Below are 22459 nucleotides of genomic sequence, written 5' to 3' on the forward strand. Positions count from 1 at the left end.
GGTGTCCGTTTTTCCCCATCGCGAGACCTGAGCGTACCGCCGCCGCGCCCGTATCGCCTCCTAGCGTGAAAGCACAGGTCAGCGACGTGTGAGGAGTGGTCCGGTGCGATTGGTCGTGGGAATGACGGGGGCGACGGGCGCCCCGATCGGTGTCCGCCTCCTGGAACAGCTGCGGGAGCTGCCGGACGTCGAGACGCATCTGGTGCTCTCCCGCTGGGCGCGCACCACCATCGGCCTGGAGACCGGTCTGTCCGTCGCGGACGTGACCGCCCTCGCCGACGTGACGCACCACCCCGACGACCAGGGCGCCACGATCTCCTCCGGATCGTTCCGCACCGACGGGATGGTGATCGTGCCGTGCTCCATGAAGACGCTCGCGGGCATCAGCGCCGGGTACGCCGACGGGCTCGTGGCGCGCGCCGCCGACGTCGTCCTCAAGGAGCGGCGCAAGCTCGTCCTCGTCCCGCGCGAGACACCGCTGAGCGAGATCCATCTGCGCAACATGCTCGAACTCGCCCGCATGGGCGTCCAGTTGGTGCCGCCCATGCCCGCCTTCTACAACAACCCGCGCACGGTCGACGACATCGTCGACCACGTCGTCGCCCGCGTCCTCGACCAGTTCGACCTGCCCGCCCCGGCCGCCAAGCGGTGGGCGGGAACGCGCGCCGCCCGCACCTCAACCCCCGTACCGCACGAAGGACTTCACCATGCCGTATGACGATCTGCGCAGCTTCCTCGACACCTTGGAGAAGGAAGGGCAACTGCTGCGCATCACCGACGAGGTGCTCCCCGAGCCCGATCTGGCGGCCGCCGCCAACGCGACGGGCCGCATCGGCGAGAACGCCCCCGCCCTCTGCTTCGACAACGTCGCGGGCTTCACGGACGCCCGCATCGCCCTCAACGTGCACGGCTCCTGGGCCAACCACGCCCTCGCCCTCGGACTGCCCCGCAACACCCCGGTCAAGGACCAGGTCGCGGAGTTCGCGCGCCGCTGGGACGCCTTCCCGGTCGCGCCCGAACGCCGCGAGGACGCCCCGTGGCGCGAGAACAGCCAGGAAGGCGACGACGTCGACCTCTTCTCGGTGCTCCCGCTGTTCCGCCTCAACGACGGTGACGGCGGCTTCTACCTCGACAAGGCGGCCGTCGTCTCCCGCGACCCCGACGCCCCGGACGACTTCGGCAAGCAGAACGTCGGCACGTACCGCATCCAGGTCCTCGGCGCGAACCGCCTCGCCTTCCAGCCCGTCCCCATGCACGACGTCGCCCAGCACCTGCGCAAGGCGGAGGAGGTGGGCGATGACCTGCCGATCGCCATCACCCTCGGCAACGACCCGGTGATGGCGATCGTCGCCGGCATGCCGATGGCGTACGACCAGAGCGAGTACGAGATGGCGGGCGCGCTGCGCGGAGCGCCCGTGCCGATCGCGACGGCGCCGCTCACCGGATTCGACGTGCCGTGGGGGAGCGAGGTCGTCATCGAGGGTGTCATCGAGTCCCGCAAGCGCCAGATCGAGGGCCCCTTCGGGGAGTTCACCGGCCACTACTCCGGTGGCCGCCGCATGCCCGTCATCCGCGTGGACCGCGTCTCGTACCGTACGAACCCGGTCTTCGAGTCGCTCTACCTGGGCATGCCGTGGACCGAGTGCGACTACCTCGTCGGGCCCAACACCTGCGTCCCGCTGCTCAAGCAGTTGCAGGCCGAGTTCCCCGAGGTGCAGGCGGTCAACGCCATGTACACGCACGGCCTGCTCGTCATCATCTCCACGAAGAAGCGGTACGGGGGCTTCGCCAAGGCCGTCGGGATGCGCGCGATGACGACGCCGCACGGCCTGGGCTACGTATCGCAGGTGATCCTCGTCGACGAGGACGTGGACCCGTTCGACCTGCCGCAGGTGATGTGGGCGCAGTCCTCGAAGGTGAACCCGAAGGACGACGTGATGATCCTGCCGAACCTGTCCGTCCTCGAACTCGCGCCCGCCGCCCAGCCCGCCGGGATCACCAGCAAGATGATCATCGACGCGACGACGCCCGTGGCCCCCGACGTCCGCGGCAACTTCTCGACGCCGGCCAAGGACCTGCCCGAGACGGCCCAGTGGGCCGCCCGCCTCCAGCGCATGATCGCGGACCGTCACTGACGTCCCGGCTCCTCGCCCGCCACCTTCTGAAAGGCCAACTCCTATGAACACGCACGGAATCGAGTGCCCCCGCTGTGCGCACGGGTCCGTCACCCACCTCGCCGCGTCCCCCGTCCCCGGGGTGTGGGACGTGCTCCAGTGCGCCCGCTGCCTCTACACATGGCGCACCACCGAACCCGCCCGCCGCACCCGGCGCGACGCCTACCCCGACAGCTTCAAGCTGACGGAGTCGGACATCGCGCACGCGATCGAGGTACCGACGGTGCCGCCGCTCCGAGCGGTGTGACCCGGGCGAGGGCCGGCGGCGTCCCTCTCAGCGCGGGATCCGGACGACGGCGGTCCCTGCGGCCAGATCGACCGTCGTCCTGTTCGGCGGAGCCCCGTCGTCCTCGCCGTCCGGCAGGACGAGGGCCGACTGCCGCTCCTTCAACTCGTTCTGCTTGCCCGGCGAAAGAGTGGCGTGCAACTGCTCGAACCCGGTCGCGGATATCTGACCCTGCCGTGCGCTGTTCCGCCACGGCAGCACTCCGGCCCGTCCCGCGCGCAGCAACAACTGGTCGACGAAAGCCACCAGCGTCAGCACGACGACCAGCCCGGGCAGGGTCATGAAGAAGACGAAGGACATGCCTCAGTATCCGCCCCGCGCGTCGCCGCCGGCGAGTTCCCCGCCCCGGACGTCAGTGAAGGGGCCGTCAGTGGGCACCTGGAAGGGGACGCGGAAAGGCGGTCCATCGTGCCTGACTCTTCACTCAGGGCCGTGGGATGGGCGCGCTCACTGCCGATCAGCAGCGGGATCAAGGCCGCGCGTGACTGGGCGCGCGAGCATCTCGAGGACCTGGAGTGGTCCGCACGCGCGCCGGAGACGGTCGACGCCGTGCTGCTGACGGTTTCGGAGCTCGTCACGAACACGCACATCCACGCGCGAAGCACCGCGCAGCTGATCCTGACCTGGGACGGCGAATGCCTCCACGTCACGGTGCACGACAGCAGCCCGGCCCCGCCCCGCCCGCGCGCCGCGGGCACGGAGGAGACGGGCGGCCGCGGCCTGTTGCTCATCGACGCGCTCGCCGAGACCTGGCAGACCCATGAATGCCCGCGCGGCAAGGACGTCACGGCCTGCTTCAGGCCCGAACCGGGCGCAGCGGCCGCGGCGGACCGGACGGCGAGGACCGGATCGCAGACGAAGGAGGACGACGCATGAGCATGCCCGTGGCGCGGCAGGGCGGGGGAGGTGGCACGAGCGGTCTCTACGACGTGCTCGAGCTGATCCTCGACAGAGGGGTGGTCATCGACGCGTTCGTCCGCGTCTCGCTGGTCGGCATCGAGATCCTGAAGATCGACGTACGGATCGTCATCGCCAGCGTCGACACCTACCTGCGCTTCGCCGAGGCCTGCAACCGACTCGACCTGGAGACGGGGAACAGGAAGCCCGCCGGCCTGCCGGAGATGGTCGCCGGTACCGCGTCCCGCGGCAGGACGGAGAGCGCGCTGACCGGCGTGGCCAAGGGCATCTCCGACGTATTGGGACAGCCGCGCGGACGCTGACGCCTCCAGGGCTTTGTTCAGGCTCAGCGCCCCGGCCCCGGGTCGGGGTGGACCGGTACGTGGATTCCGGCGCGGGCGGCCTCCAGCTGGGCGGCGAACGCGATGCCGAGGAAGAGGGCCACGGCCGTGAGGTTGGCCCACAGCAGCAGGGCGATGAAGGCCGTGAGCGGCCCGTAGATCGACCCGAACGCCCCGCTCCTGCCCACATAGAGAGCCAGCAGCCAGGTCGCCGCGACCCACAGCGCGAGATGCACCGCCGACCCGAACGCGAGCCACGTGTACCCGGGCTGTGTCCGGCGCGGCGCCCTGCGCAGAATCACCGCGGACGCGATCCACGCCAGCAGCAGCCCGGCGGGTATCTGCAGCGCACCCCACCAGCCGATGCCACCGCGATGCTCCCCGGTCGTGCGTGCCACGGCGTCACCCACGGCCGAACCGGCGACCATCACGAGGAACCCCAGCACCATGGGCAGCCCCGCGGTCACGGACAGCACCAGCGCCCGGCCGTACTTCGCGAGCCCGGGCCGGTCGCGCTCGATGCCGTAGATGCGGTTCGCACCGCGCTCGACCTGGCCCATGGCCGAGGCCAGGTTCAGCACGGCGAAGGCCAGACCGAGCCAGAGCGCCACCGTGCTCCACACGTCGCTGTCCGCGGTGCGGCGCGTCCCGTCGAACGCCTTCTCCACGACGCCGGTGCTCGCGCCCGGCACGATCCGGGCCAGCGTCAGCTCCACCACGCGGCCCACGGACTCGGTGTGCACGCTGGTCGCCAGCCCTACGAGGACGACGGTGAAGGGCACGAGGCCGAGCACCATCTGGAAGGCGAGCGCCCGCGCGTTGGTGAAGCCGTCCGCGTAACGGAAGCGGCTGAAGGAGTCCAGGAGCAGCCGCACACCGCCGTAGCGGCGCAGCGCGGCGAAGGCTTCGTCACCGGAGAGTTCATCTCCGATCATGTCCCGGGTCTGCGGGACGTGGACGACGGTTCCCACGGCGGGACGCTCCTCGGTTCGGCGGGCCAGCGTCGGTCCCTGTCCGGATGCCCGCTCGGGCGGAGGCAACTCCGGTCTGTTCGCGGGTGGTTGGGAACAGGACGAAAGAGAGGGAATCGGGAGAGAGGGCGGTCCCGGGGGCCGACGGTCACCGGTCCCGTGGGACCAAAGTCACTGTTCACGTCGGTTCGTGACGTTGTGAGCCTGTTGTTACGTATTCGACGGAAGGCGCACACAGCTGCTCCGTAGGTTTGTTGGTGACGCAAGAACATCCCACCCGGCGTCACCCACCCCGTACGAAGCAAGGAACCAGTCGCCATGTCGATCTCACGTCGTGTCCTGCGGACCGCAGCCGTCTCCGGCCTCGTCATCGGCCTCACCGTCCCGGCCGCCGCCGCGTTCGCGAACTCCACCGCGCCGCACCCCGGCGGGCAGACCGTCGCCTCCGCCTCGGCGGGCCGGTCCGCCGAGCAGAACTACACGCTCAGCAACGGTGCCCGGGCGCACGTGTACGCCCTGCCGGACGGGACGTACATGGCCTGGATCACGGTCAAGGGGCAGCGGGTCGCGAACCTCGGCGCCGGTCACGCGAGCAGCACGGTGCACGGCTACCGCTACGTCCTCAACCAGGCCAACGGCTTTGTCGGCGTCGTCCACCCCGGTGGCTGGCACAGCGAGCAGGACAGGCCCGCGCCGCGCCACCCGTAGGTGACGGATCGGAGCGAATCCGAGACGAACGAGCCCCTCCGCGGCGTATCGCACGGCCGCGGAGGGGCGAGGACGAGGGTGCGCGTGCGTCAGGTGCGGGTCCACCGCTGGTTGGTGCCGCCCGAGCAGGAGTAGAGCTGGATCTGCGTACCGTTGGCGGTGCCGGCCCCGACGGCGTCGAGGCAGAGGCCGGACTGGACGCCGGCGATGGAGCCGTCGGAGTTGAGGCGCCACTTCTGGTTGTCGCCGCCCCAGCAGCTGTAGATCTGGACCTTGGCGCCGTTGCCGGTGCCCCCGGCGTCCAGGCACTTGTTGCCGTAGACCCGCAGTTCACCGGCGGACGTGTACGTCCACTGCTGGTTGGTGCCGCCCGAGCAGTCCCACAGCTGGACCTGGGTACCGTCGGTGGTGCTGGCGTTGGGGACGTCGAGGCAGCGGCCCGACGCGACGCCCTTGACGGCTCCGGCGTCCGAAGGCGGCGTGGTGGTGCCGCCGTTGAGCGCGTTGAGGACGGCGGTGTAGGCCGGCTTCTTGCTGCCGTCGCCGTTGAAGAGCAGCGGCGTGTCGCCCGAGATCCAGGAGTCCGTGTCGCGCACACCCCAGACGGTGATGCCGAGGCAGCGCGAGACGGCCAGGCAGTCGTTGGTCACGGCCGCGTACGTCGAGGACGAGGCGCCCTGGATGTCGAGTTCGGTGACGGCCACGTCGACGCCGAGGGCCGCGAAACTCTGCAGCGTCGTACGGAAGTTGCTGTTGTACGGGCTGTTGCTGTTGAAGTGCGACTGGAAGCCGACGCAGTCGATCGGCACGCCGCGCGCCTTGAAGTCCTTGACCATGTTGTACACGGCCTGGGTCTTCGCCCACGTCCAGTTCTCGATGTTGTAGTCGTTGTAGCAGAGCTTGGCGGCCGGGTCGGCGGCGCGCGCGGTGCGGAAGGCGACCTCGATCCAGTCGTTGCCGGTGCGCTGGAGGTTGGAGTCGCGCCGGGCGCCCGAACTGCCGTCCGCGTAGGCCTCGTTCACGACGTCCCACTGGGCGATCTTGCCCTTGTAGTGGCCCACGACGCCGTTGATGTGGTTGATCATCGCCTGGCGCAGGGTGCTGCCGCTCAGGTTCTGCATCCAGGTGGGCTGCTGGGAGTGCCAGGCGAGCGTGTGGCCGCGCACCTTCTTGCCGTTCTGCACGGCCCAGTTGTAGACGCGGTCGCCGGCGGTGAAGTTGAACTGGCCCTGCTGCGGCTCGGTGGCGTCGATCTTCATCTCGTTCTCGGCCGTCACCATGTTGAACTCGCGGTTCGCGATGGTGGTGTACGCCGAGTCGCTCAGCCTGCCCGAGGCGATGGCGGTGCCGAAGTAGCGGCCGCTCTGCGCGGCCGCGGCGCCGAGGGTGCTCTCGGCGGCGTGCGCGGGTGCGGGGGGCGTGGCCAGCGCGACGACCGTACCGAGGACGCCGGCGGCCAGCGCCAGCATGAACCCGCGTGACCTGCGGCGGTCGACGGCCTTGCGGGCAGCGGGTCTTGGGCTGTCGGGGCGGGGGAGGGCATACAAGCTCATGGCTGTATCTCCTGGAGAGAGGGGATGGGCCGACGTCGGTCGGTATGTCGAACTGCGGTCGGTTCCTCAGACAGGGAGGTTGGGGGATTGACCGTGGCGCGTCAAGACTCGCGGCAAAAACAGTTTCCGTTGAGTTTCCGAAACTTCCGATGCATCGGCGAGCCGTCTACCCGCTGTTTCAGACAGATCGGTGAGATGCCTTGACCGGAGGGCTGCGGATTCCTAGCTTGTGGCGTCACGGATTCCGGGAACCTTCCGAAAAACTTTCGGAACCGGGGTCGCGGGTCACCCCACACCCAAGGAGCCGCCCGATGTGGTCTCACCCCCCGTCACCAGCCCGTCCGGGACGCCTGCGCAGACGCTTACTCGCCGTCCTCACACCGTTGTTGCTGGTGGCAGCCTTCCTCGGCGCCCAGCCGGCCGAAGCGGCGACGGTCGACCCGAACGCCTCGTACGTGCTGGTCAACCGCAACAGCGGCAAGGCCCTGGATGTCTACAACATGGCGACCAGCGACGGCGCCCGCATCACGCAGTGGACCAGGAACGACCAGAGCCAGCAGCAGTGGCAGTTCGTCGATTCCGGGGACGGCTACTACCGCGTCAAGTCCCGCCTCTCCAGCAAGGTCCTCGATGTCTACAACTGGTCGACCGCCAACGGCGGTTCGATCGTCCAGTGGTCCGATCTCAACGCCACCAACCAGCAGTGGCGGCTGGCCGACAGCTCGGACGGCTACGTGCGGCTGATATCGCGCCACAGCAACAAGGCCCTCGAGGTGCAGGGCGCCTCCACCGCCGACGGCGGGAACATCGTCCAGTACGACGACTGGGGCGGCACCAACCAGCAGTGGAAGCTCGTCAAGGTCGGCGACGACACCTCCGCCCCGTGCGACCTGCCGGCCTCCTACCGCTGGTCCTCGACGGGCGCCCTCGCGCAGCCCAAGGCGGGCTGGGCGTCGCTCAAGGACTTCACCGTCGCCCCGTACAACGGCAAGCAGCTCGTGTACGCGACGACCCATGACACGGGGACGAGTTGGGGTTCGATGAACTTCAACCTGTTCGGCAACTGGTCGGAGATGGCCTCGGCCGGCCAGAACGCGATGTCGAGCTCCACGGTCGCGCCCTCGCTCTTCTACTTCGCCCCGAAGAACATCTGGGTGCTCACCTACCAGTGGGGCGCGAGCGCGTTCTCGTACCGGACGTCGAGCGATCCCACCAACGCGAACGGCTGGTCGGCTCCGCAGGTGCTCTTCTCCGGGACCATCGCGGGCTCCGGCACGGGCCCGATCGACCAGACGATCATCGGCGACGGGACGAACATGTACCTGTTCTTCGCCGGTGACAACGGCAAGATCTACCGGGCGAGCATGCCGATCGGGAACTTCCCCGGCAGCTTCGGCTCGACCTCGACCGTCGTCATGAGCGACTCGACGAACAACCTGTTCGAGGCCCCGCAGGTCTACAAGCTCCAGGGCCAGAACCGCTACCTCATGATGGTCGAGGCGATCGGCTCGCAGGGCCGCTACTTCCGCTCGTTCACGGCCACGAGTCTGAACGGCTCCTGGACGCCCCAGGCCGCGACCGAGAGCAACCCCTTCGCGGGCAAGGCCAACAGCGGCGCCACCTGGACCAATGACATCAGCCACGGCGAGCTGATCCGTACCAGCGCCGACCAGACCATGACCGTCGACCCCTGCCACCTGCAACTGCTCTACCAGGGGCGCAGCCCCAACTCGGGCGGAGACTACGGCCTCCTGCCCTACCGCCCGGGCCTGCTGACCTTGCAGCGCTGACATCCGGTCGAGCGCGTCAAGGTGGGGGCGTGGGACCGGTCGCCGGTCCTGCGCCCCCTGTCCGCTACGCCTGGGCCACCCACGAAATTCGGTTTCTGCCCCCGCCCAGGAGCCGCAAGATGGGGCGCATGACTCTGGCCACGCCCATCCTGCACACCGACCGCCTGCGACTGCGGCCCTTCACCGAGGCCGACGCGGACCGCCTCTTCGCCCTGCACAGCAGCACCCGCATCATGCGCTACTGGGACTCCGCGCCGTGGAGCGACCGGGCGCGCGCCGACCGTTTCATCGCGATCTGCGGGCAGTTGGAGCAGGACGGCACCGGGGCGCGGGTGGCCATCGACCGTGCGTCCGACGGCGCCTTCGTCGGCTGGTGCGGGCTGACCGGCTGGGACGAGGGCAACCGCAGCGCCTCGCTGGGCTACGTCCTGGACGAGCCGATGTGGGGGCACGGGTACGCGACGGAAGCCGCGCACGCCGTGTTGCGGTGGGCGTTCGACACCCTGGATCTGAACCGGGTGCAGGCCGAGGCCGATACGCGCAACGCGGCGTCCGGCCGGGTCCTGGAGAAGCTCGGATTCGTCCGGGAGGGAACGCTGCGGGAGGACTGCGTCGTCAACGGCGAGGTGTCCGACTCATGGGTGTTCGGTCTGCTCCGGCGGGAGTGGCGGCCCCAGGAGGGCGCAGGGCGAGGCGAACTCTAGGTTCGGGCCATGGACGAGAGGACGCACGGGAGTTCTGGTGTACGCATCCGGCCGGGCCATCTGAGCGACGCGCAGGCTGTGTTGGACATGCTCGACGCCGCCGTGGCGTGGATGAACGCGCGCGGCAACACCGAGCAGTGGGGCGTCACCCCGTACTCGCGGAAGCCCGGCGGGGTCGCGCGGGTCGAGAGCTATTTGACGGAGAAGGCCCCGTTCATCGCGGAGCTGGACGGCACCCCGGTCGGGGCGCTGGTCCTCGACTCGGGCCCCAGTCCACAGACGCCGATCGCGCCCGCCGAGGAGCCCGAGCGGTATGTCCGGCTGCTCATCACCGACCGGCGCCGCGCCGGCGCGGGCATCGGCTCGGTTCTTCTCGGTCATGCCGAGGACGAGGCGCGGCGGGCCGGGGTGAAGCTGCTGCGGGTCGACTGCTGGGCGGGCGGCGGGGGCGAACTGGTCGCCTACTACGAGCGCAACGGCTTCACCCGCACCGACCGCTTCCTGTCCGGGCAGTGGCCGGGGCAGGTGCTGGCCCGGCGGGTCGGCTGAGCGGACGGCCGCCGGCGCCTCACGCTCCGGCGGCGTCCTCGGCCTGCCACCGCAGCAGATCACCGGGCTGGCAGGCGAGGGCCTCGCAGAGCGCGGCGAGCGTCGCGAAACGCACGGCCTTGGCGCGGCCGTTCTTGAGGACGGCGAGATTGGCGGGGGTGATCCCGACGCGCTCCGCCAGCTCGCCGACGGACATCTTGCGCTTCGCCAGCATCACGTCGATGTCGACGACGATCGGCATCAGATCACCTCGTCCAACTCGGCCTGCATCTTGGCCGCTTGAGCATCGCGTGTGACAGCCTGCGCGAGGAGCATGCGCAGCACGAGCACGATGAGCGCGACGCCCAGGACCGCGAGGCCGATCCCGCCCATGATGAGGGTGACGCCCGGATCGTCCCGCTGGCCCGGCGCGTTGACGGCCGTGACCGTGAACCACAGCAGGGCCGCCGCCACGATCGCCCCGATCACGCCGTCCACGTACCGGAAGGCCGCGTGGGAGAAGACGGTGCCGCGCCGCACCATCGCCACGAGCCGCCAGACGCAGACCAGGGCGACCTGGACCGTCACCATGCCCAGGAGCGTGATCAAGCGCATCGCCGTCAGCGCGGCCGAGCCGTCCTCCGGATCGGACCCGCTGACCAGGACCCACGCCATCGACGCCTGAACGAACAGGGTGCCCGCGAGCACCACCACGAGTACGGCGCGTAGGGCACGGACCGTCAGCTTTCCCATGACTCATCCTCCATCGAGTGACGATGGAAACCTATCGAATTTCGATAGGTGAAGCAAAGTCGGGTGACATAGAAGCGGGGGACGTGAATCTGGGACGTCGTGGGCATACGAGTGGCGAGGCATCGGTGCCGGCAAGTGAAGGTGAGGCGGTCATGGACCTGACGAAGACGGAACTCGCGCTGCAGCGGCACCGGGATGCCGTCGCCGCCTTGGACGCGGCCCGCGCCGACCTGGAGACGGAGGCGGCCGCCGCCCTGCGTTCCGGCGACGCGACCCCCGAGGACTGGGCCCGCGTGGCGCGGCTGACCGGCTGGAGTGAGAAGGAGTTGCGGCGCCTCGTCGCCGCGGCCGACTCCCTCGACCTGCGGTAGGCGGGGCGGCGCCACCCGACAACACCACAAGAACGGCACCATGGGGCGGGCCTGGCCTTTCCGAACTCTTGACCCGGATGGTCCAGACCAATAGTTTCTCGTGCGTGCAAGTCCGTTGTCCCGTACGGCACTTGCTTACCGCCTCACAGGAATGAGCCCCGCCATGCGTTCACGCCTGCGCCGAAGACTTCTGTCCCGGGCTGCCGTCGCCGTCACGTCGCTCTCCCTCCTCGGCGCGCTCGCGCCGGCCGCCTCCGCCCACGGCGGGCCCGACGAGTCCCCGCGCCGGGTCGGCTACTTCACCCAATGGGGCGTCTACGGGCGCGACTTCCAGGTCCAGGACCTGGACCGCAGCGGCGCCGCCGCCCGGCTGACCCACGTCAACTACGCCTTCGGCAACATCGGGCCCGACGGAAAATGCCTCATGGGCAACGTCGCCGGCGAGTCCGACCCCTGGGCCGACTACCAGCGGCCGCTCGACGCCGAGAACTCCGTGGACGGCGTCGCGGACACCGACACCCAGCCCCTCGCGGGCAACTTCAACCAGCTGCGTGAGCTGAAGGCCGCCCACCCCGGCCTCAAGGTGATGATCTCGCTGGGCGGCTGGTCCTGGTCCACGCACTTCTCGGACTCGGTGCGAACTCCCGCCGCCCGCAAGGCCCTTGTGGCCTCCTGCCTCGACCTCTACATCAAGGGCAACCTGCCGCGGGACGGGGCCCGCGGCGGCCCGGGCGCCGCGGCCGGTGTCTTCGACGGCGTGGACCTGGACTGGGAGTGGCCCGGCTCCGAGGGCGAGAGCGACACCGTGTACCGCCCGGAGGACAAGCAGAACTTCACCGCTCTGGTGGGGGAGTTCCGCCGCCAGCTCGACGACTACGGTCGTACCCGGCACCAGCGCTACGAGCTCTCCGCGTTCGTCCCGACGGCCCCCGCGAAGATCGACGCGGGGTTCGAGGTCCGCAGGATCATGAAGGACTTCGACTTCGTCAACCTCCAGGGCTACGACTTCCACGTCAGCGGCGAGAAGACCACCGCCCAGCAGTCCGCACTGTTCGCCCGCGACGACTTCAGCGTCGACGGCACGGTGGACGCGTGGCTGCGGCGGGGCGCCCCGGCCCGCAAGCTCGTCGTCGGCATGCCGTTCTACGGGCAGGGCTGGACCGGCGTCAGCGGTGGCGGCGACGGCCTCGGACAGCCCGCGACCGCCCCCGCCCCGGCGAAGTGGGCCGACGGCTACGCGGACTACAAGGAGCTGAAGGCGCTGGCGGGCTCGGGCACGTACACCCTCCACCGCGACCGTCGCGCCGGCCACGCCTGGCTCTTCGACGGCACGACCCTGTGGACGTACGACGATCCGCAGGTCCTCGCCCGGAAGTCGCGCTACGTACGGGCGAAGGGGCTCGGCGGCGCGATGTTCTGGTCGCTGGACGGCGACACCCCCGACGGGGAACTGGTGCGGACGGTCGATCGCGCCCTCGGCCACTGAGGCGGGCCCCGCAGCGGGCTCTCGGACAAGCGTGCGGGGCGGCCCTGACGGAGCCGCCCCGCACGGGCGTTCAGTGGAGCGGGATCCGGATCACGGGAACGACGTGATCTTGGACGGGACGGTGTCGGTGCCGGAGGTCGGGGCGCCGGTGTCGTTCACGACGTGGGCGTACTGCCCCTTGCCGCCGAGCGAGATGACCTGGATGTCGTGCAGCTTCACGCCCGATTTCACCGGGACCTGGAAGCCGTGGTGCTGCACGATGCTCGGGTCGGAGGTGTAGTTGCAGTAGCTGCCGAGCCCCCACGCCTCGTGCGTGTTGACGCTGTCGGCGACCTTGTAGGCGGCGTAGCCGACGATGCCGTCATGGGTGATGGCGGCGGCGTTCGGCGCGTCGTACGCCTTCTCGTTCTGGAAGAAGATCGTGCGGCCGCGCTCGCCGTTCCAGAGCACGTCGTACTTGTTGAAGTGCTCGACGAACAGGCCGGTGGTCAGGACGTCGTCGCCGTTGACGACGAGCCCGTAGTCGGCGCGGTTGGTCTCCCAGCCGACGCCGTCACCGTGGTCGGCGCGCCAGATCCAGGTGTGGTCGACGATCACGTCGTCGCTGTTGACGACCACGGAGTTGGTGGCGAGGCCGGGGCCCGCGCCGCCGATCCGGACGAACACGTCCTGCATGGAGGTCGGGTTCGCGGCGTGGTCGGCGCTCGCGCCGGAACCGCCGATTTGCAGCAGCGTGTCCGACTTCTTGGCGCCCGCGTCGATCAGGAACCCGGCGAGCTTCACGCCGTCGACATCGGCGACGTGCATCGCGTCGATGCCGTTGTCCGGGACGATCGTCGCGAGACCGAGCCCGAGCACCACGGTGTTCGCGCGGTTGACCTCGATCGTCTGGTCGAGGTGGTACACGCCGGGGGTGAACAGCAGGTTGAGGCCCTGCGAGAGCGCCTGGTTGATGGTGGCCGAGGTCGCGCCGGGCTTGACGACATAGAACTGGCTCAGCGGGAGGGACGTCCCCGCGTTGGCGGGCCAGGACACGCCGCGCGCGTTCGTGCGCTTGGCGGGCACGAACACCTTGTAGTCGCTGCCGTCCAGGTACAGGAACGGCTTCTCGCGGGAGACCGGCGTCGTGTCGAGCGTGGTGTACGGGCCGGTGTCGAAGTTGGTCGCCGGGGCGCCCTGCACCCCGGTGAACGTCATGTTCCACACGCCGTTGGTCCAGCCGCCCACCGAACTGTCCCGGGTGTACCACTGCTGCTGCGAGTACGGGCCGACCGTGCCGTCGATCTTCGAGTCGGCGATATAGCCGCCCGAGGCCCAGCCGTAGCCATTGGGCGCCAGGTTGAGACCGCCCGTGACATGGATACGGCGGAACGGCGCGGCCTGCGCGACGGCCCAGCGGTCGGTGCCGTTGACCGGGTTGAGCGAGAGGTTCTCGGCGGAGCGCCAGAAGTTCTGCGTGGCGTTGCCGTTGAACCAGCCCGCGTCGACCGTGACGTCACCGTTGATCTTCGTGTCGTCGGGGTTGAGCCCGAGCCCGGAGATCGAGGTGTAGAAGCCGAGTTGGGCGTTGATGTTGTTGTACGTGCCCGGCTTCAGCAGGAACTGGTAGCGCTGCGAGCCGAACTGGTTCGACTCCTGCTGGGCGAAGACCTGGTCGAACTTGGCTTGCAGATTCGCGGTGTTGGGGTCCACGACGATGACGTTCGGACCGAGGTCGCCGCCGCCCTCGACGGGCGGGACGGAGCCGCCGGAACCGGTGTGCACCGCGACCTCCCACAGCGAGTAGCCGTAGGTCGTCGCCCGCGTGGTCCCGTAGATCCGCAGGTAGCGGCCCGATCCGCTGACGTCGTAGGAGGTGGTGCCGCCGGTGGCGCCCGTGACGTCCTTCAGGGTCGTCCAGCTCTGGCCGTCGGCCGAGGCCTGGATCTTGAAGGCCTTGGCGTACGCGGCCTCCCAGTTGAGGTCCACCTTGCAGATGCTCTGCGCGGAGCCGAGGTCGACCTGCACCCACTGCGGGTCGGACGCGGCGCTTGACCAGCGGGTCGCGGTGTCGCCGTCGAACGCCGCGGAGGCCGGGGTGCCGGCGTTCTCCGTGGACGACGCGGTCGCCGTGCGGCCCTTGGCGGCGTTCGTCGTCGAGCAGCCGTCGGCCGGGGGAGTGCTCCCGGAGGTGCCGAACACCTGGAACTCCCAGAGGGAGTAGCCGTACGGCGTGGCGCGGGTGACGCCGTACATGCGCACGTACCGGCCCTGGCCGGAGACGTCGAGGGTGTCGGTGCCGCCGTCGGAACCGGTGACGGACTTGAGGTCGGACCAGGTGCTCCCGTTGTCGGAGACCTGGATCTTGTAGTCCTTCGCGTACGCGGCCTCCCAGTTCAGGACGACCTTGCTGACCGTCGCCGATCCGCCGAGGTCGACCTGGAGCCACTGGGTGTCCGTGGCGGCGGACGACCAGCGGGTGCCGGTGTCGCCGTCGACGGCGTACGCGGCGGGCGTGCCGCCGTTCTCGGTGGAGGAGGCCGTGGCGGTCCTGCCCTGGGAGAGCGGCGTCTCGGCGGCCGCGGCGGTGGCCGTCGAGGTCTGGGCGGGGATGGTCAGCAGCGCCGCCGCCGTGGCGAGCGCTATCCCCAGCGATCTGTGTCTCATGCGTGTCACTCCGTGCGGGGGTGAGGGGGGAACTGCCGTATGAAGCTGCTTAGTTCGAGCTTTGATTTAAGAGTTGAGGTAATTGTTCGGCAAGACCCCGGGAGCTACTTCTTTTCACAACCCGAACGAAGAGATCGCCCGCACCGGCCCCTGCACCCCGCCCACCTGCTCTGATGTTGCGAACGGTGCGGCGGCGTTCACTTGAGTGCTGTCAGGAAATGGAGGCGCCGGTGCGAGCGCTGCGACGTCAGATGCCGCAGGAGGAGGCCGACCAGTAGCGCGAGCTCTGGCTGCCGAGGTGGGCGTGGTCGCTGTGGCCGGGGTAGCCCGGGCCGAGGATTTCGTTGAAGCCGTGCGAGCGGGCCTGCTTGACGATCTCGCAGAAGGTCGGGGTGCCCACGAGGTCGATGGCGCGGCCGTAGAGGTGGTTGCTGTTGGAGGCGCCGCCGACCGCGTTGTTGCAGGAGTAGGAGCGGAAGCCGCTGCTGGTGGTGAGGGCGCGGTCGCCGAGGGCGTGCCGCAGGGCCTCCAGCTTCCACATCTGCTGGAGCGCGTTGGCCTTCGCGGCGGCGGCGGACACGGCGCCGCCCGACCAGTCGGAGTTGCAGCGGTTCATCTCGGCGTACGTGAAGTGGGCCGGAGTGCAGTCGCTGTCCTGCAGGGCGTAGATCTTGCTGAACGTCTGGGCGCCGGCGATGCCGTCGGCGGCCAGCCCGTACGCCTGCTGGAAGCGGGTGACCGCGGCCTTGGTGCCCGGCCCGAACTCGCCGTCGACGGCGAGCACTCCGCCGTACCCCGGGTATCCGGCGACCCGGATCTGCAACTGCCGCACGTCCTCACCGCTGGTGCCCTCGCTGAGGGTCCGGTTCCACGTGTAGCAGGTGTCGGCGTGCGCGGTTCCGGTGGTGGCCGCGGCGCCGATCGTCGTCAGTGAGGCGAGCATGACAAGCGTGAGCAGTGCGCGAAGGTGACGTCTGAGCACGATGACTCCTGACGGGAGAAGGGGAGCGAAGGAGGGAACGAAGAGTCGAGCATCGACAGTGTCCGACTGCCGCTACGCGCGTCAATAGGGCCTGCGGGGCGTGCCCGGCAGGCTGTACCCGGTGTCGCGTTCACCACCGCCTCCACCGCGGCGCCGGCACCCCCGCCACGCTCGCGGGCAGGGACTCCTCAGGAGCCGGACGGCTTGATCTCCCCGGCGAACACGATGACTTGGTCGATGAGGCTGCGTCGCAGATGCACGACGTCCGTGCCCGTCAGGCGGGGGCCGCCGTCAGGCGTGGTGAAGACCCACTGGTACCGGGCCCATTCGTCAGGCATGTCCACCGCGGAGCAGCGCACCATCGTGCCGGCCCCCGCGGGGTGGTGCCGGATGTCCAGCACGAACCGCTCGACCGCCGCGATCCCCTCGCTGCGGCCCAACGGCCCCCAGAAGACGACGTCCGTGGTCAGGGCCTGTGACAGCAAGGCGGTGACATAGCTGTCGTCCGAGGCGTTGAACGCGGAGATGAACGTGTCGATCGCGGAGCGTGCCGTCTCTTCCTGCATACCCCAGTAATACCAGCCGTCGCGCGGGTGCCTGTCCCGCGAGCGGGATCATTCGGGATCATTGCCGGATGAGCTCGCCGCCCTCCTCCCTCGTGCTCGTTCCGCTCGACGAGCCGCCGGCCCCCGCCGCGATCGGCGTCGGCATCCACGGCCCGGCCGGACACGTCGACGACTTCCAGCTGCCGGACCTGTGGCAGTTCCACCTGTACGACTACGAGGCCGAGCTCACCGTCGACGGTGTCGCGTACGAGATCCGCCCCGGCAGCGTCAGCCTGGTGCCGCCGGGCACGCCGGTCCGCTACCGCTACCGGGGCCGCTCCGAGCACCTTTACGTGCATCTGCGCCTCGGGTCGTCCGGGCGGCCCCGTGAGGTGCCGGCCGTGCAGCATGCGGGCCGCCAAGTCGCCCTGCTCGACGGCCAGTTGAGACAGGCCCTGGCCGCCTGGTCGAGCACCCCGGGGCGGGCGGTGGCCGAGGTGTGGGCCGCGCTGTGGCGGGTGGCCGAGCTGGCGCCGGCCCAGGGCGGTGCCGCGCCGGCCACGCATGCGGCGGTGGCGGTGGCCGTCGCGTTCATCGAGGAACATCTCGCCGTGCCCCTCACCGTCCCGGAGATCGCGCGGGCGGCCGGTGTCTCGCACAACCATCTGACCCGGCTCTTCCGGGCGGCCATGGGGGAGACCGTGATCGGCTACATCCGGGCGCGCAGGATGGCGCAGGCCCGCCACTTGCTGCGGGCCAGCACACTGTCCATCCCCGCCGTCGCCGCGTCCGTGGGCATCCCGGACCTCCAGGCGTTCAACAAGGCGTGCCGCCGTGAACTGGGGAGGTCCCCGCGCGCGGTCCGTGCGGCCGACCTGCCCTGACCCGACCTGATGGTGAGAATTGACCAGCAGAAGGTGAACACGGCCCACGCGTTCCTTCGGCGTCGCTTCTAGCGTGACGGTCATGGAAGAAACAGCGAAGAACGCCCCGGGGCCGGGTGAGCACCTGCTGAGTTCGGTGCAGATGGCCCGCTTCGTGGCCCGCGGCGCCCTGCGCCTGGACGCGGTGGTGCCGCCAGGGATGAACGCCGAGGCGCTGGGCGGCCTGGCCGACGGCGTACCCGACGTGCCGTACGGAACTCCGCTCTCCAAGGCGTACGACCCGGGCTCGTTCGCCGCCCGACTCCTTGAACTCCCGCAGGTGGCAGGCGCGTTGCACAGCCTGGTCGGCCCGGAGCCGGCGATCGACCACCACGCCGTGCACATCCGCGAGCCCCGCGGCGGCGAGGCCCAGCCGCTGCACGCCGACGCCATCATCGACGTACGTCCTGACGCGTTCGACGTGCAGCTCATGTACTACCCGCAGGACGTCACCCTGGAGATGGGCGGCACGCTCAGCGTGCCCGGCAGCCATCTGCGGCGCATCAACGAGACCGACACCGGCCGCTACCAGAACCTGCGCGGCCAGGACCGCCTCGTCTGCCCGGCCGGCACCGTGGTGTTTCTGCACCACGGCATCTGGCACGGCGGCCGCCGCAACGACAGCGACGTCGTCCGCTACATGTTCAAGGTCCGGTTCAACCCGCGGGTCCGCCAGCGGCTCCTGTGGGACACCACGGACCTCGACGACCCACGGGTGCGCCACGAACTCGACGCGCACTTCCCGTGGTACGAGCAGGCCGCCGGCCGCCTGGAACGCTACAACCGCGTCCTGCTGTGGCGCGCGCTGACGGGCGACGACACCTTCGACCTCGACCACTGGGTGACCAGGGTCGCCAACCGCCCGCAGGAGCCCGCCGCATGAGCGCCGCCATGAACAACCCCGCCCTCATGACGCCGCGTCAGCAGGTGCTCGTCCTCTACCTGTCGACGTCCGCCCTGGACTCCCCCGTCGTCGGCTGGGCCCGGTACGACGGGACCGGCCGCACCACCCCGACCACGGGCGACAGCGACGAGCCGCCCTACGAGACCGGCGTCGCCGCCCTCCTCGACGGCTGGCGGCTGATCCAGGCCTCGCAGCTCATCCCGCCGGCCCCGGGCCACGAGTACGACGTCTCCTTCCTCAAGCACGAGTTCTTCTTCGAGCGCCTCGTGGACATGGCGGCCACGGCGGACCCGGCGTCCGTGGCGGAGGCGAGGTCGTGACCCTTCGCCCGGTAGACGCACGGACCATCGGCTCCGGGTCCAGTTAGGGCGACCGCAAGTGTGACCGTGGGGCGCTTGGATCGCTGCTCGTACAGGGCTGAGCGACAGACGAGTGACTGAGCCGACCATTCCGCTGAACCACCGTTGCGAGTACGGCGGCACGCCCAAGGCCGGGTCACCGGTGTCGGCGACATGGCGCCGACACCGGCGAGAAGCACGCGCTTCCCTGTTTGCTGGGCTCCAGCAGTGGTCCAACAGTGACGGGCCGACAGATGCTTTCGCGGCAGGCGGTGTTCACGTCGCCGACCGACCGACCGCCGCCCGCCCCGCCGCGTAGGTCGAGCGGCATGGGCGGGCGAATCAGGGCACGCCCCCTGCGCGGTCGACGACGGCTGGCGGCGCGTCCGTCTCCGGTCAGGTGTCACACGTCGTCGTCAGCTTCGGGCGAGGGCGATGGCGACCTGGTCCATGACGCGCTGCCAGTGCGCCCGTCGCCGTTCGCGCTCCTCGGCGCTTGCCAGGTGCTCCTGGTGGAAGCGGAGCATCGTCCGGGTCCCGTCGGCGGCGGGGGTGAGAGCGACCTGGATCGTGGTGGTGCCGTGGGTGACGCGAATCTTCTTCCCGCAGTGGTAGCCGCGCACCTCACCTGTCACTCCGTCGGTCGTCCGGTAGGAGGTGCCGCGTTCGGGGGAGAGGGCCGTGCCGGGGCCGAGCCAGAGGGCGAGCCCTTCGGGACTGCTGACGAAGTCCCAGACGATGGGTGTGGCGTGGGGCAGCGTGCGGGACACGCCGATCTGCCAGCCGGCGTCCTGGGTGAGTCCTGTGGGCATGGCGGTCATCCTTCCTCGGAATGGCGGGCGCGCAGCGCCCTGACCTTGTTGCGGTTGCCGCAGTGCTCCATGGAGCACCAGCGGCGCCGACCGGGCCGTGAGGTGTCGACGTAGATGAGGTGGCAGTCCTCGGCGGCGCAGGTACGGATGCGGTGGGCGAAGGGGCCGGTCAGCAGCTCGACGGCGTCCCGGGCGACGGTGGCCATCAGGTGCGCGCCACTGGGAGCCCCGGCCCACTGCCGCTTCCCGGCCGGTGTGATGGCGGGGGCCAGGGCCGGACGGGCGGCTGCCTCGTTGATGGTCTCCAGGTCTCCAGGCGGGTATGGCTCGCCGTGCGTGTGGGCGATGACCGCGCGAAACAGTGCGTCGCGGAGCCTGCGCGCGTCGGCCACCTCGGCTGCGGAGATATCCAGTGCGGCTGTCGGGGTGAGCCGCGATCGGCCCGCCCACGCGGCCAGGTCGGCAGGCTCGTGCAGGACCTCGTACCGACGGTAGGGGCCGGGGCCGCCGGTGGTCAGCAGTTCCAGGCACAGTGCGCCGGGGTCGAATCGGTAGGCCACGCCGGTATGAGAGCGCAGCGTGAGCCCTTTCGATGCCGAGGAATCCATGTAACCAATATAACGGGTTACATGGCGTCGGGTGGGAAGTTGGCCATCGACATCAACCCGTTCGACGAAATCAGCGGCGTCGGCCGCGGCCGGCGTCTGCGCTTCCAGGACGCGCCCGAAGGCAAGGCGGACACGAACCGCCTGCGCCTCGACCACGCCTCAGATGTGCCGTCGCGCTGTAGTGATCGCCCGACAAAAGCGGTGCGGTGGATGTCGGGTGACCGGGGCGGTTTCGCCGCACGCTGAGGGCATGGAAGACACGACCTTGGTATCCCGTTTCCTCCGCGACGGCTTCGTGAAGCTGGAAGGCGCTGTCGCGCCGCGCGTGGCCGCGGACTGCGCGCGGCTGCTCTGGCGGGAGACGGGCTGCGCCCCGGACGACCCGTCGACGTGGAAACAGCCCGTGCACTGGGTGGCCGGCATGGCGCAGGGGCCGTTCGCCGCCGCGCCCAACTCGCCCGCCCTGCACCGGGCTTATGACCTGCTCGCCGGAGAAGGACGCTGGGAGCCGCGCTACTCGCTGGGCACGTTCCCGCTGCGCTTCCCGCACGAGGAGGAACCGGACGACGCGGGCTGGCACATCGAGGGGAGCTACCTGCCGGAAGGCGAGAGCTGGTACTTCACGAATCTGCGTTCCCGGGGCCGGGCGCTGCTGATGCTGTTCCTGTTCAGCGAGGTCGGTGACGCGGACGCCCCGACCCGGATCCGAGTCGGCTCACACCTGGATGTACCCAAGGTGCTGGAGAAGTACGGGGAGGACGGGGCGAGCGGGCTGACGCTCGCCCCCGATCTCGTGGCCGCGTCTGAGCACCGGCCCGTCGCCCTGGCTACCGGGTCCCCGGGCGACGTCTTCCTGTGTCACCCGTTCCTGGTGCACGCGGCGCAACCGCACCATGGGCTGCGGCCGCGTTTCATGGCGCAGCCGCCGCTGATGCCGGCCGCACCGTACGAACTGGAGCGAGCGGACGGCGCGTACTCACCCGTGGAAGCAGCGATCCGCCAGGGCCTGGGACACGTGGTCGGTGATGACAAGCGGTCCGGAAGGGCGACTCGGGTCGAAAGGGGAGGCGGGAGAGGGCCGCTCTGAGGCCGGGGGGAGCGGCGGTTCGCTCTCTGCCCTGCTCTGAGGCCCGCGGTGCTGTCCGCATCGATCCCGCGTTTCGGGCATCCGCGACGCGAACGCTTCTATCGAAGAACGATGGTTTACTATCGAATTTCGATAGAAGGGAAGCTCATGGGGAAGTTGACGATGCTCGCACTACGGGCCGTGATCGTGGCACTGCTTGCCGGCTCGGTGGTGGTGCAGACAGTGATGGTGCCGCTGTTCGGGCATGACCTGAACGGTCTCGACGGGGATGCGGCAAACCTGCCGCGGGTGCCGATCCTGCTGATCCTCCTGCTCGGGATCGTGTGCGCCGAGATCGTCCTCGTCTGTGTCTGGCAGCTCGTCACCAAGGTCCGCCGCGGCACGGTGGTCTCGCCTGCCGCCTTCCGGCAGGTCGACATCGTGACCGGCGCGTTCGCCGCGGCGGCGCTCCTGTCGTGGACGCTCGGATTCGTCCTGGCGCCCGGCGAGGCCGTCGCGCCAGGCGTGGTTCTCCTGATCGGTGGCGTCGGCCTCGCCGCGCTGGGGGTCGCGCTCGTCGTGCTCGTGCTGCGCATGGTGCTCGCCCAGGCTGTCGCCCGCGACAGGGAGGCGGCGCACATGCAGGCCGAACTCAACGAGGTCATCTGATGCCGATCATCGTTGACATCGATGTGATGCTCGCCAAGCGAAAGATGTCAGTGGGCGAGCTCGCCCAACGTGTCGGGATCACCGCGGCCAACTTGGCCGTCCTCAAGAACAACCGGGCCAAGGCGGTGCGCTTCTCTACGCTTGCCGCGCTCTGCGAGGTACTCGACTGCCAGCCGGGGGACCTGCTGCGGTGGGCCCCTGCGGACGAGCAGGAACGCGTCTTCGACCAGGGCGCACCGGTGTAGAAGGAGTGGTGGTCAGCCCGCCGCCGCGGTGGCGCCCCGCGCACACGGGCGCGCCGTCGAGGACGCGGCGATCCGCTGCTTCAGGCAATGAGGGGCGGTGTGCTGTTCCGGGCGGTGGAGGTCACGGCCGTGGCGGAGGCTTCAACAGACCCGGCAGCG

The 22459-nt window shown here is 69.8% G+C and carries 28 protein-coding genes; 18 read left to right on the forward strand and 10 right to left on the reverse strand.

Annotated elements, in window-relative coordinates:
- The first annotated feature begins 103 nt into the window (after window positions 1-103).
- Genes AB0L37_RS31245 through AB0L37_RS31255 form a run of 3 tightly spaced genes read left to right on the forward strand, consistent with a single transcriptional unit; the run spans window position 104 to window position 2421 of the window.
- Entirely contained in the window at window positions 104-718 is a 615-nt protein-coding gene (locus AB0L37_RS31245) for a non-oxidative hydroxyarylic acid decarboxylases subunit B (protein WP_365512908.1), read from the forward strand.
- Window positions 708-2135, forward strand: a complete 1428-nt coding sequence (locus AB0L37_RS31250; protein WP_365512911.1) for a non-oxidative hydroxyarylic acid decarboxylases subunit C — start codon at window positions 708-710, stop codon at window positions 2133-2135. Before AB0L37_RS31245 ends, AB0L37_RS31250 begins: the two co-directional genes overlap by 11 nt.
- 43 nt (window positions 2136-2178) lie before the next feature.
- Window positions 2179-2421: a non-oxidative hydroxyarylic acid decarboxylases subunit D gene (locus tag AB0L37_RS31255; RefSeq protein WP_365512914.1), complete on the forward strand. Its 243-nt coding sequence runs from the start codon at window positions 2179-2181 to the stop codon at window positions 2419-2421.
- Window positions 2422-2448: 27 nt separating this feature from the next.
- Here AB0L37_RS31255 and AB0L37_RS31260 read toward each other — a convergent pair whose 3' ends face one another.
- The gene (locus tag AB0L37_RS31260) at window positions 2449-2760 is read right to left on the reverse strand and encodes a DUF6191 domain-containing protein (RefSeq protein ID WP_365512917.1); all 312 of its coding nucleotides are present in this window, start codon (window positions 2758-2760) and stop codon (window positions 2449-2451) included.
- A 108-nt stretch (window positions 2761-2868) separates the two neighbouring features.
- On the opposite strand from AB0L37_RS31260, the gene AB0L37_RS31265 reads away from it, so the two are divergent.
- Both AB0L37_RS31265 and gvpJ read left to right on the forward strand, forming a co-directional pair.
- On the forward strand, window positions 2869-3336 hold the full coding sequence (locus tag AB0L37_RS31265) for an ATP-binding protein (protein WP_365512920.1): 468 nt from the start codon (window positions 2869-2871) through the stop codon (window positions 3334-3336).
- The gene (gene gvpJ, locus AB0L37_RS31270; protein WP_365512923.1) at window positions 3333-3680 is read left to right on the forward strand and encodes a gas vesicle protein GvpJ; all 348 of its coding nucleotides are present in this window, start codon (window positions 3333-3335) and stop codon (window positions 3678-3680) included. The genes AB0L37_RS31265 and gvpJ overlap by 4 nt, the downstream gene beginning before the upstream one ends.
- A gap of 23 nt (window positions 3681-3703) precedes the next feature.
- Here gvpJ and AB0L37_RS31275 read toward each other — a convergent pair whose 3' ends face one another.
- Window positions 3704-4669: a YihY/virulence factor BrkB family protein gene (locus AB0L37_RS31275; RefSeq protein ID WP_365512927.1), complete on the reverse strand. Its 966-nt coding sequence runs from the start codon at window positions 4667-4669 to the stop codon at window positions 3704-3706.
- A gap of 318 nt (window positions 4670-4987) precedes the next feature.
- Here AB0L37_RS31275 and AB0L37_RS31280 point away from each other — a divergent pair, with 318 nt between their 5' ends.
- Window positions 4988-5377, forward strand: coding sequence for a hypothetical protein (locus AB0L37_RS31280; protein ID WP_365512930.1), 390 nt, complete (start codon window positions 4988-4990; stop codon window positions 5375-5377).
- An 89-nt stretch (window positions 5378-5466) separates the two neighbouring features.
- On the opposite strand, the gene AB0L37_RS31285 is transcribed toward AB0L37_RS31280, so the two are convergent.
- The gene (locus tag AB0L37_RS31285) at window positions 5467-6846 is read right to left on the reverse strand and encodes an endo-1,4-beta-xylanase (RefSeq protein WP_365513024.1); all 1380 of its coding nucleotides are present in this window, start codon (window positions 6844-6846) and stop codon (window positions 5467-5469) included.
- Window positions 6847-7241: 395 nt separating this feature from the next.
- Here AB0L37_RS31285 and AB0L37_RS31290 point away from each other — a divergent pair, with 395 nt between their 5' ends.
- The 3 genes from AB0L37_RS31290 (at window position 7242) to AB0L37_RS31300 (ending at window position 9973) form a co-directional block, all read left to right on the forward strand.
- Window positions 7242-8720: a non-reducing end alpha-L-arabinofuranosidase family hydrolase gene (locus AB0L37_RS31290; protein WP_365512933.1), complete on the forward strand. Its 1479-nt coding sequence runs from the start codon at window positions 7242-7244 to the stop codon at window positions 8718-8720.
- Between the two features lie 128 nt (window positions 8721-8848).
- Complete coding sequence (locus tag AB0L37_RS31295) at window positions 8849-9424, forward strand: GNAT family protein (protein WP_365513027.1); 576 nt, start codon at window positions 8849-8851, stop codon at window positions 9422-9424.
- A gap of 9 nt (window positions 9425-9433) precedes the next feature.
- Window positions 9434-9973 carry a GNAT family N-acetyltransferase gene (locus AB0L37_RS31300; RefSeq protein ID WP_365512935.1) on the forward strand — a complete coding sequence of 180 codons (540 nt, stop codon included), beginning with the start codon at window positions 9434-9436 and terminating at the stop codon, window positions 9971-9973.
- A 19-nt stretch (window positions 9974-9992) separates the two neighbouring features.
- Here the strand turns inward: AB0L37_RS31300 and AB0L37_RS31305 are convergent, their stop codons facing one another.
- Complete coding sequence (locus tag AB0L37_RS31305; RefSeq protein ID WP_365512937.1) at window positions 9993-10214, reverse strand: helix-turn-helix transcriptional regulator; 222 nt, start codon at window positions 10212-10214, stop codon at window positions 9993-9995.
- On the reverse strand, window positions 10214-10705 hold the full coding sequence (locus AB0L37_RS31310) for a DUF2975 domain-containing protein (protein ID WP_365512939.1): 492 nt from the start codon (window positions 10703-10705) through the stop codon (window positions 10214-10216). The genes AB0L37_RS31305 and AB0L37_RS31310 overlap by 1 nt, the downstream gene beginning before the upstream one ends.
- A gap of 152 nt (window positions 10706-10857) precedes the next feature.
- Between AB0L37_RS31310 and AB0L37_RS31315 the strand changes: the two genes are divergently transcribed.
- On the forward strand, window positions 10858-11076 hold the full coding sequence (locus AB0L37_RS31315) for a hypothetical protein (RefSeq protein WP_365512942.1): 219 nt from the start codon (window positions 10858-10860) through the stop codon (window positions 11074-11076).
- A 175-nt stretch (window positions 11077-11251) separates the two neighbouring features.
- The gene (locus AB0L37_RS31320) at window positions 11252-12562 is read left to right on the forward strand and encodes a glycoside hydrolase family 18 protein (protein ID WP_365513030.1); all 1311 of its coding nucleotides are present in this window, start codon (window positions 11252-11254) and stop codon (window positions 12560-12562) included.
- A 90-nt stretch (window positions 12563-12652) separates the two neighbouring features.
- Here AB0L37_RS31320 and AB0L37_RS31325 read toward each other — a convergent pair whose 3' ends face one another.
- The 3 genes from AB0L37_RS31325 to AB0L37_RS31335 form a co-directional block, all read right to left on the reverse strand.
- Window positions 12653-15208: a discoidin domain-containing protein gene (locus AB0L37_RS31325; protein ID WP_365512945.1), complete on the reverse strand. Its 2556-nt coding sequence runs from the start codon at window positions 15206-15208 to the stop codon at window positions 12653-12655.
- A gap of 247 nt (window positions 15209-15455) precedes the next feature.
- Window positions 15456-16190 carry a D-Ala-D-Ala carboxypeptidase family metallohydrolase gene (locus AB0L37_RS31330; protein WP_365512948.1) on the reverse strand — a complete coding sequence of 245 codons (735 nt, stop codon included), beginning with the start codon at window positions 16188-16190 and terminating at the stop codon, window positions 15456-15458.
- 188 nt (window positions 16191-16378) lie between these two features.
- Complete coding sequence (locus tag AB0L37_RS31335) at window positions 16379-16756, reverse strand: nuclear transport factor 2 family protein (RefSeq protein ID WP_365512951.1); 378 nt, start codon at window positions 16754-16756, stop codon at window positions 16379-16381.
- A 68-nt stretch (window positions 16757-16824) separates the two neighbouring features.
- Here AB0L37_RS31335 and AB0L37_RS31340 point away from each other — a divergent pair, with 68 nt between their 5' ends.
- From AB0L37_RS31340 to AB0L37_RS31350, 3 genes are all read left to right on the forward strand, one after another.
- Window positions 16825-17619: a helix-turn-helix transcriptional regulator gene (locus AB0L37_RS31340; protein ID WP_365512954.1), complete on the forward strand. Its 795-nt coding sequence runs from the start codon at window positions 16825-16827 to the stop codon at window positions 17617-17619.
- An 82-nt stretch (window positions 17620-17701) separates the two neighbouring features.
- On the forward strand, window positions 17702-18541 hold the full coding sequence (locus tag AB0L37_RS31345) for a phytanoyl-CoA dioxygenase family protein (protein WP_365512957.1): 840 nt from the start codon (window positions 17702-17704) through the stop codon (window positions 18539-18541).
- Window positions 18538-18882 (forward strand): hypothetical protein, encoded by a 345-nt coding sequence (locus tag AB0L37_RS31350; protein ID WP_365512959.1) that lies wholly within the window; start codon window positions 18538-18540, stop codon window positions 18880-18882. Before AB0L37_RS31345 ends, AB0L37_RS31350 begins: the two co-directional genes overlap by 4 nt.
- A 434-nt stretch (window positions 18883-19316) precedes the next feature.
- Here AB0L37_RS31350 and AB0L37_RS31355 read toward each other — a convergent pair whose 3' ends face one another.
- Together AB0L37_RS31355 and AB0L37_RS31360 are read right to left on the reverse strand one after the other, a co-directional pair.
- Window positions 19317-19712 carry an SRPBCC domain-containing protein gene (locus AB0L37_RS31355; protein ID WP_365512962.1) on the reverse strand — a complete coding sequence of 132 codons (396 nt, stop codon included), beginning with the start codon at window positions 19710-19712 and terminating at the stop codon, window positions 19317-19319.
- A 5-nt stretch (window positions 19713-19717) separates the two neighbouring features.
- Window positions 19718-20320: a CGNR zinc finger domain-containing protein gene (locus AB0L37_RS31360; RefSeq protein WP_365512965.1), complete on the reverse strand. Its 603-nt coding sequence runs from the start codon at window positions 20318-20320 to the stop codon at window positions 19718-19720.
- A gap of 39 nt (window positions 20321-20359) precedes the next feature.
- On the opposite strand from AB0L37_RS31360, the gene AB0L37_RS31365 reads away from it, so the two are divergent.
- The 4 genes from AB0L37_RS31365 (at window position 20360) to AB0L37_RS31380 (ending at window position 22300) form a co-directional block, all read left to right on the forward strand.
- On the forward strand, window positions 20360-20566 hold the full coding sequence (locus AB0L37_RS31365; RefSeq protein WP_365512968.1) for a hypothetical protein: 207 nt from the start codon (window positions 20360-20362) through the stop codon (window positions 20564-20566).
- 4 nt (window positions 20567-20570) lie between these two features.
- Complete coding sequence (locus AB0L37_RS31370; protein WP_365512971.1) at window positions 20571-21407, forward strand: phytanoyl-CoA dioxygenase family protein; 837 nt, start codon at window positions 20571-20573, stop codon at window positions 21405-21407.
- Between the two features lie 147 nt (window positions 21408-21554).
- Window positions 21555-22055, forward strand: coding sequence for a DUF2975 domain-containing protein (locus AB0L37_RS31375; protein WP_365512974.1), 501 nt, complete (start codon window positions 21555-21557; stop codon window positions 22053-22055).
- Entirely contained in the window at window positions 22055-22300 is a 246-nt protein-coding gene (locus tag AB0L37_RS31380; protein ID WP_365512977.1) for a helix-turn-helix transcriptional regulator, read from the forward strand. The genes AB0L37_RS31375 and AB0L37_RS31380 overlap by 1 nt, the downstream gene beginning before the upstream one ends.
- The last annotated feature ends 159 nt before the right edge of the window (window positions 22301-22459 follow it).

The organism is Streptomyces sp. NPDC052225 (assembly GCF_040679615.1).
Taxonomy (GTDB): Bacteria; Actinomycetota; Actinomycetes; order Streptomycetales; family Streptomycetaceae; genus Streptomyces.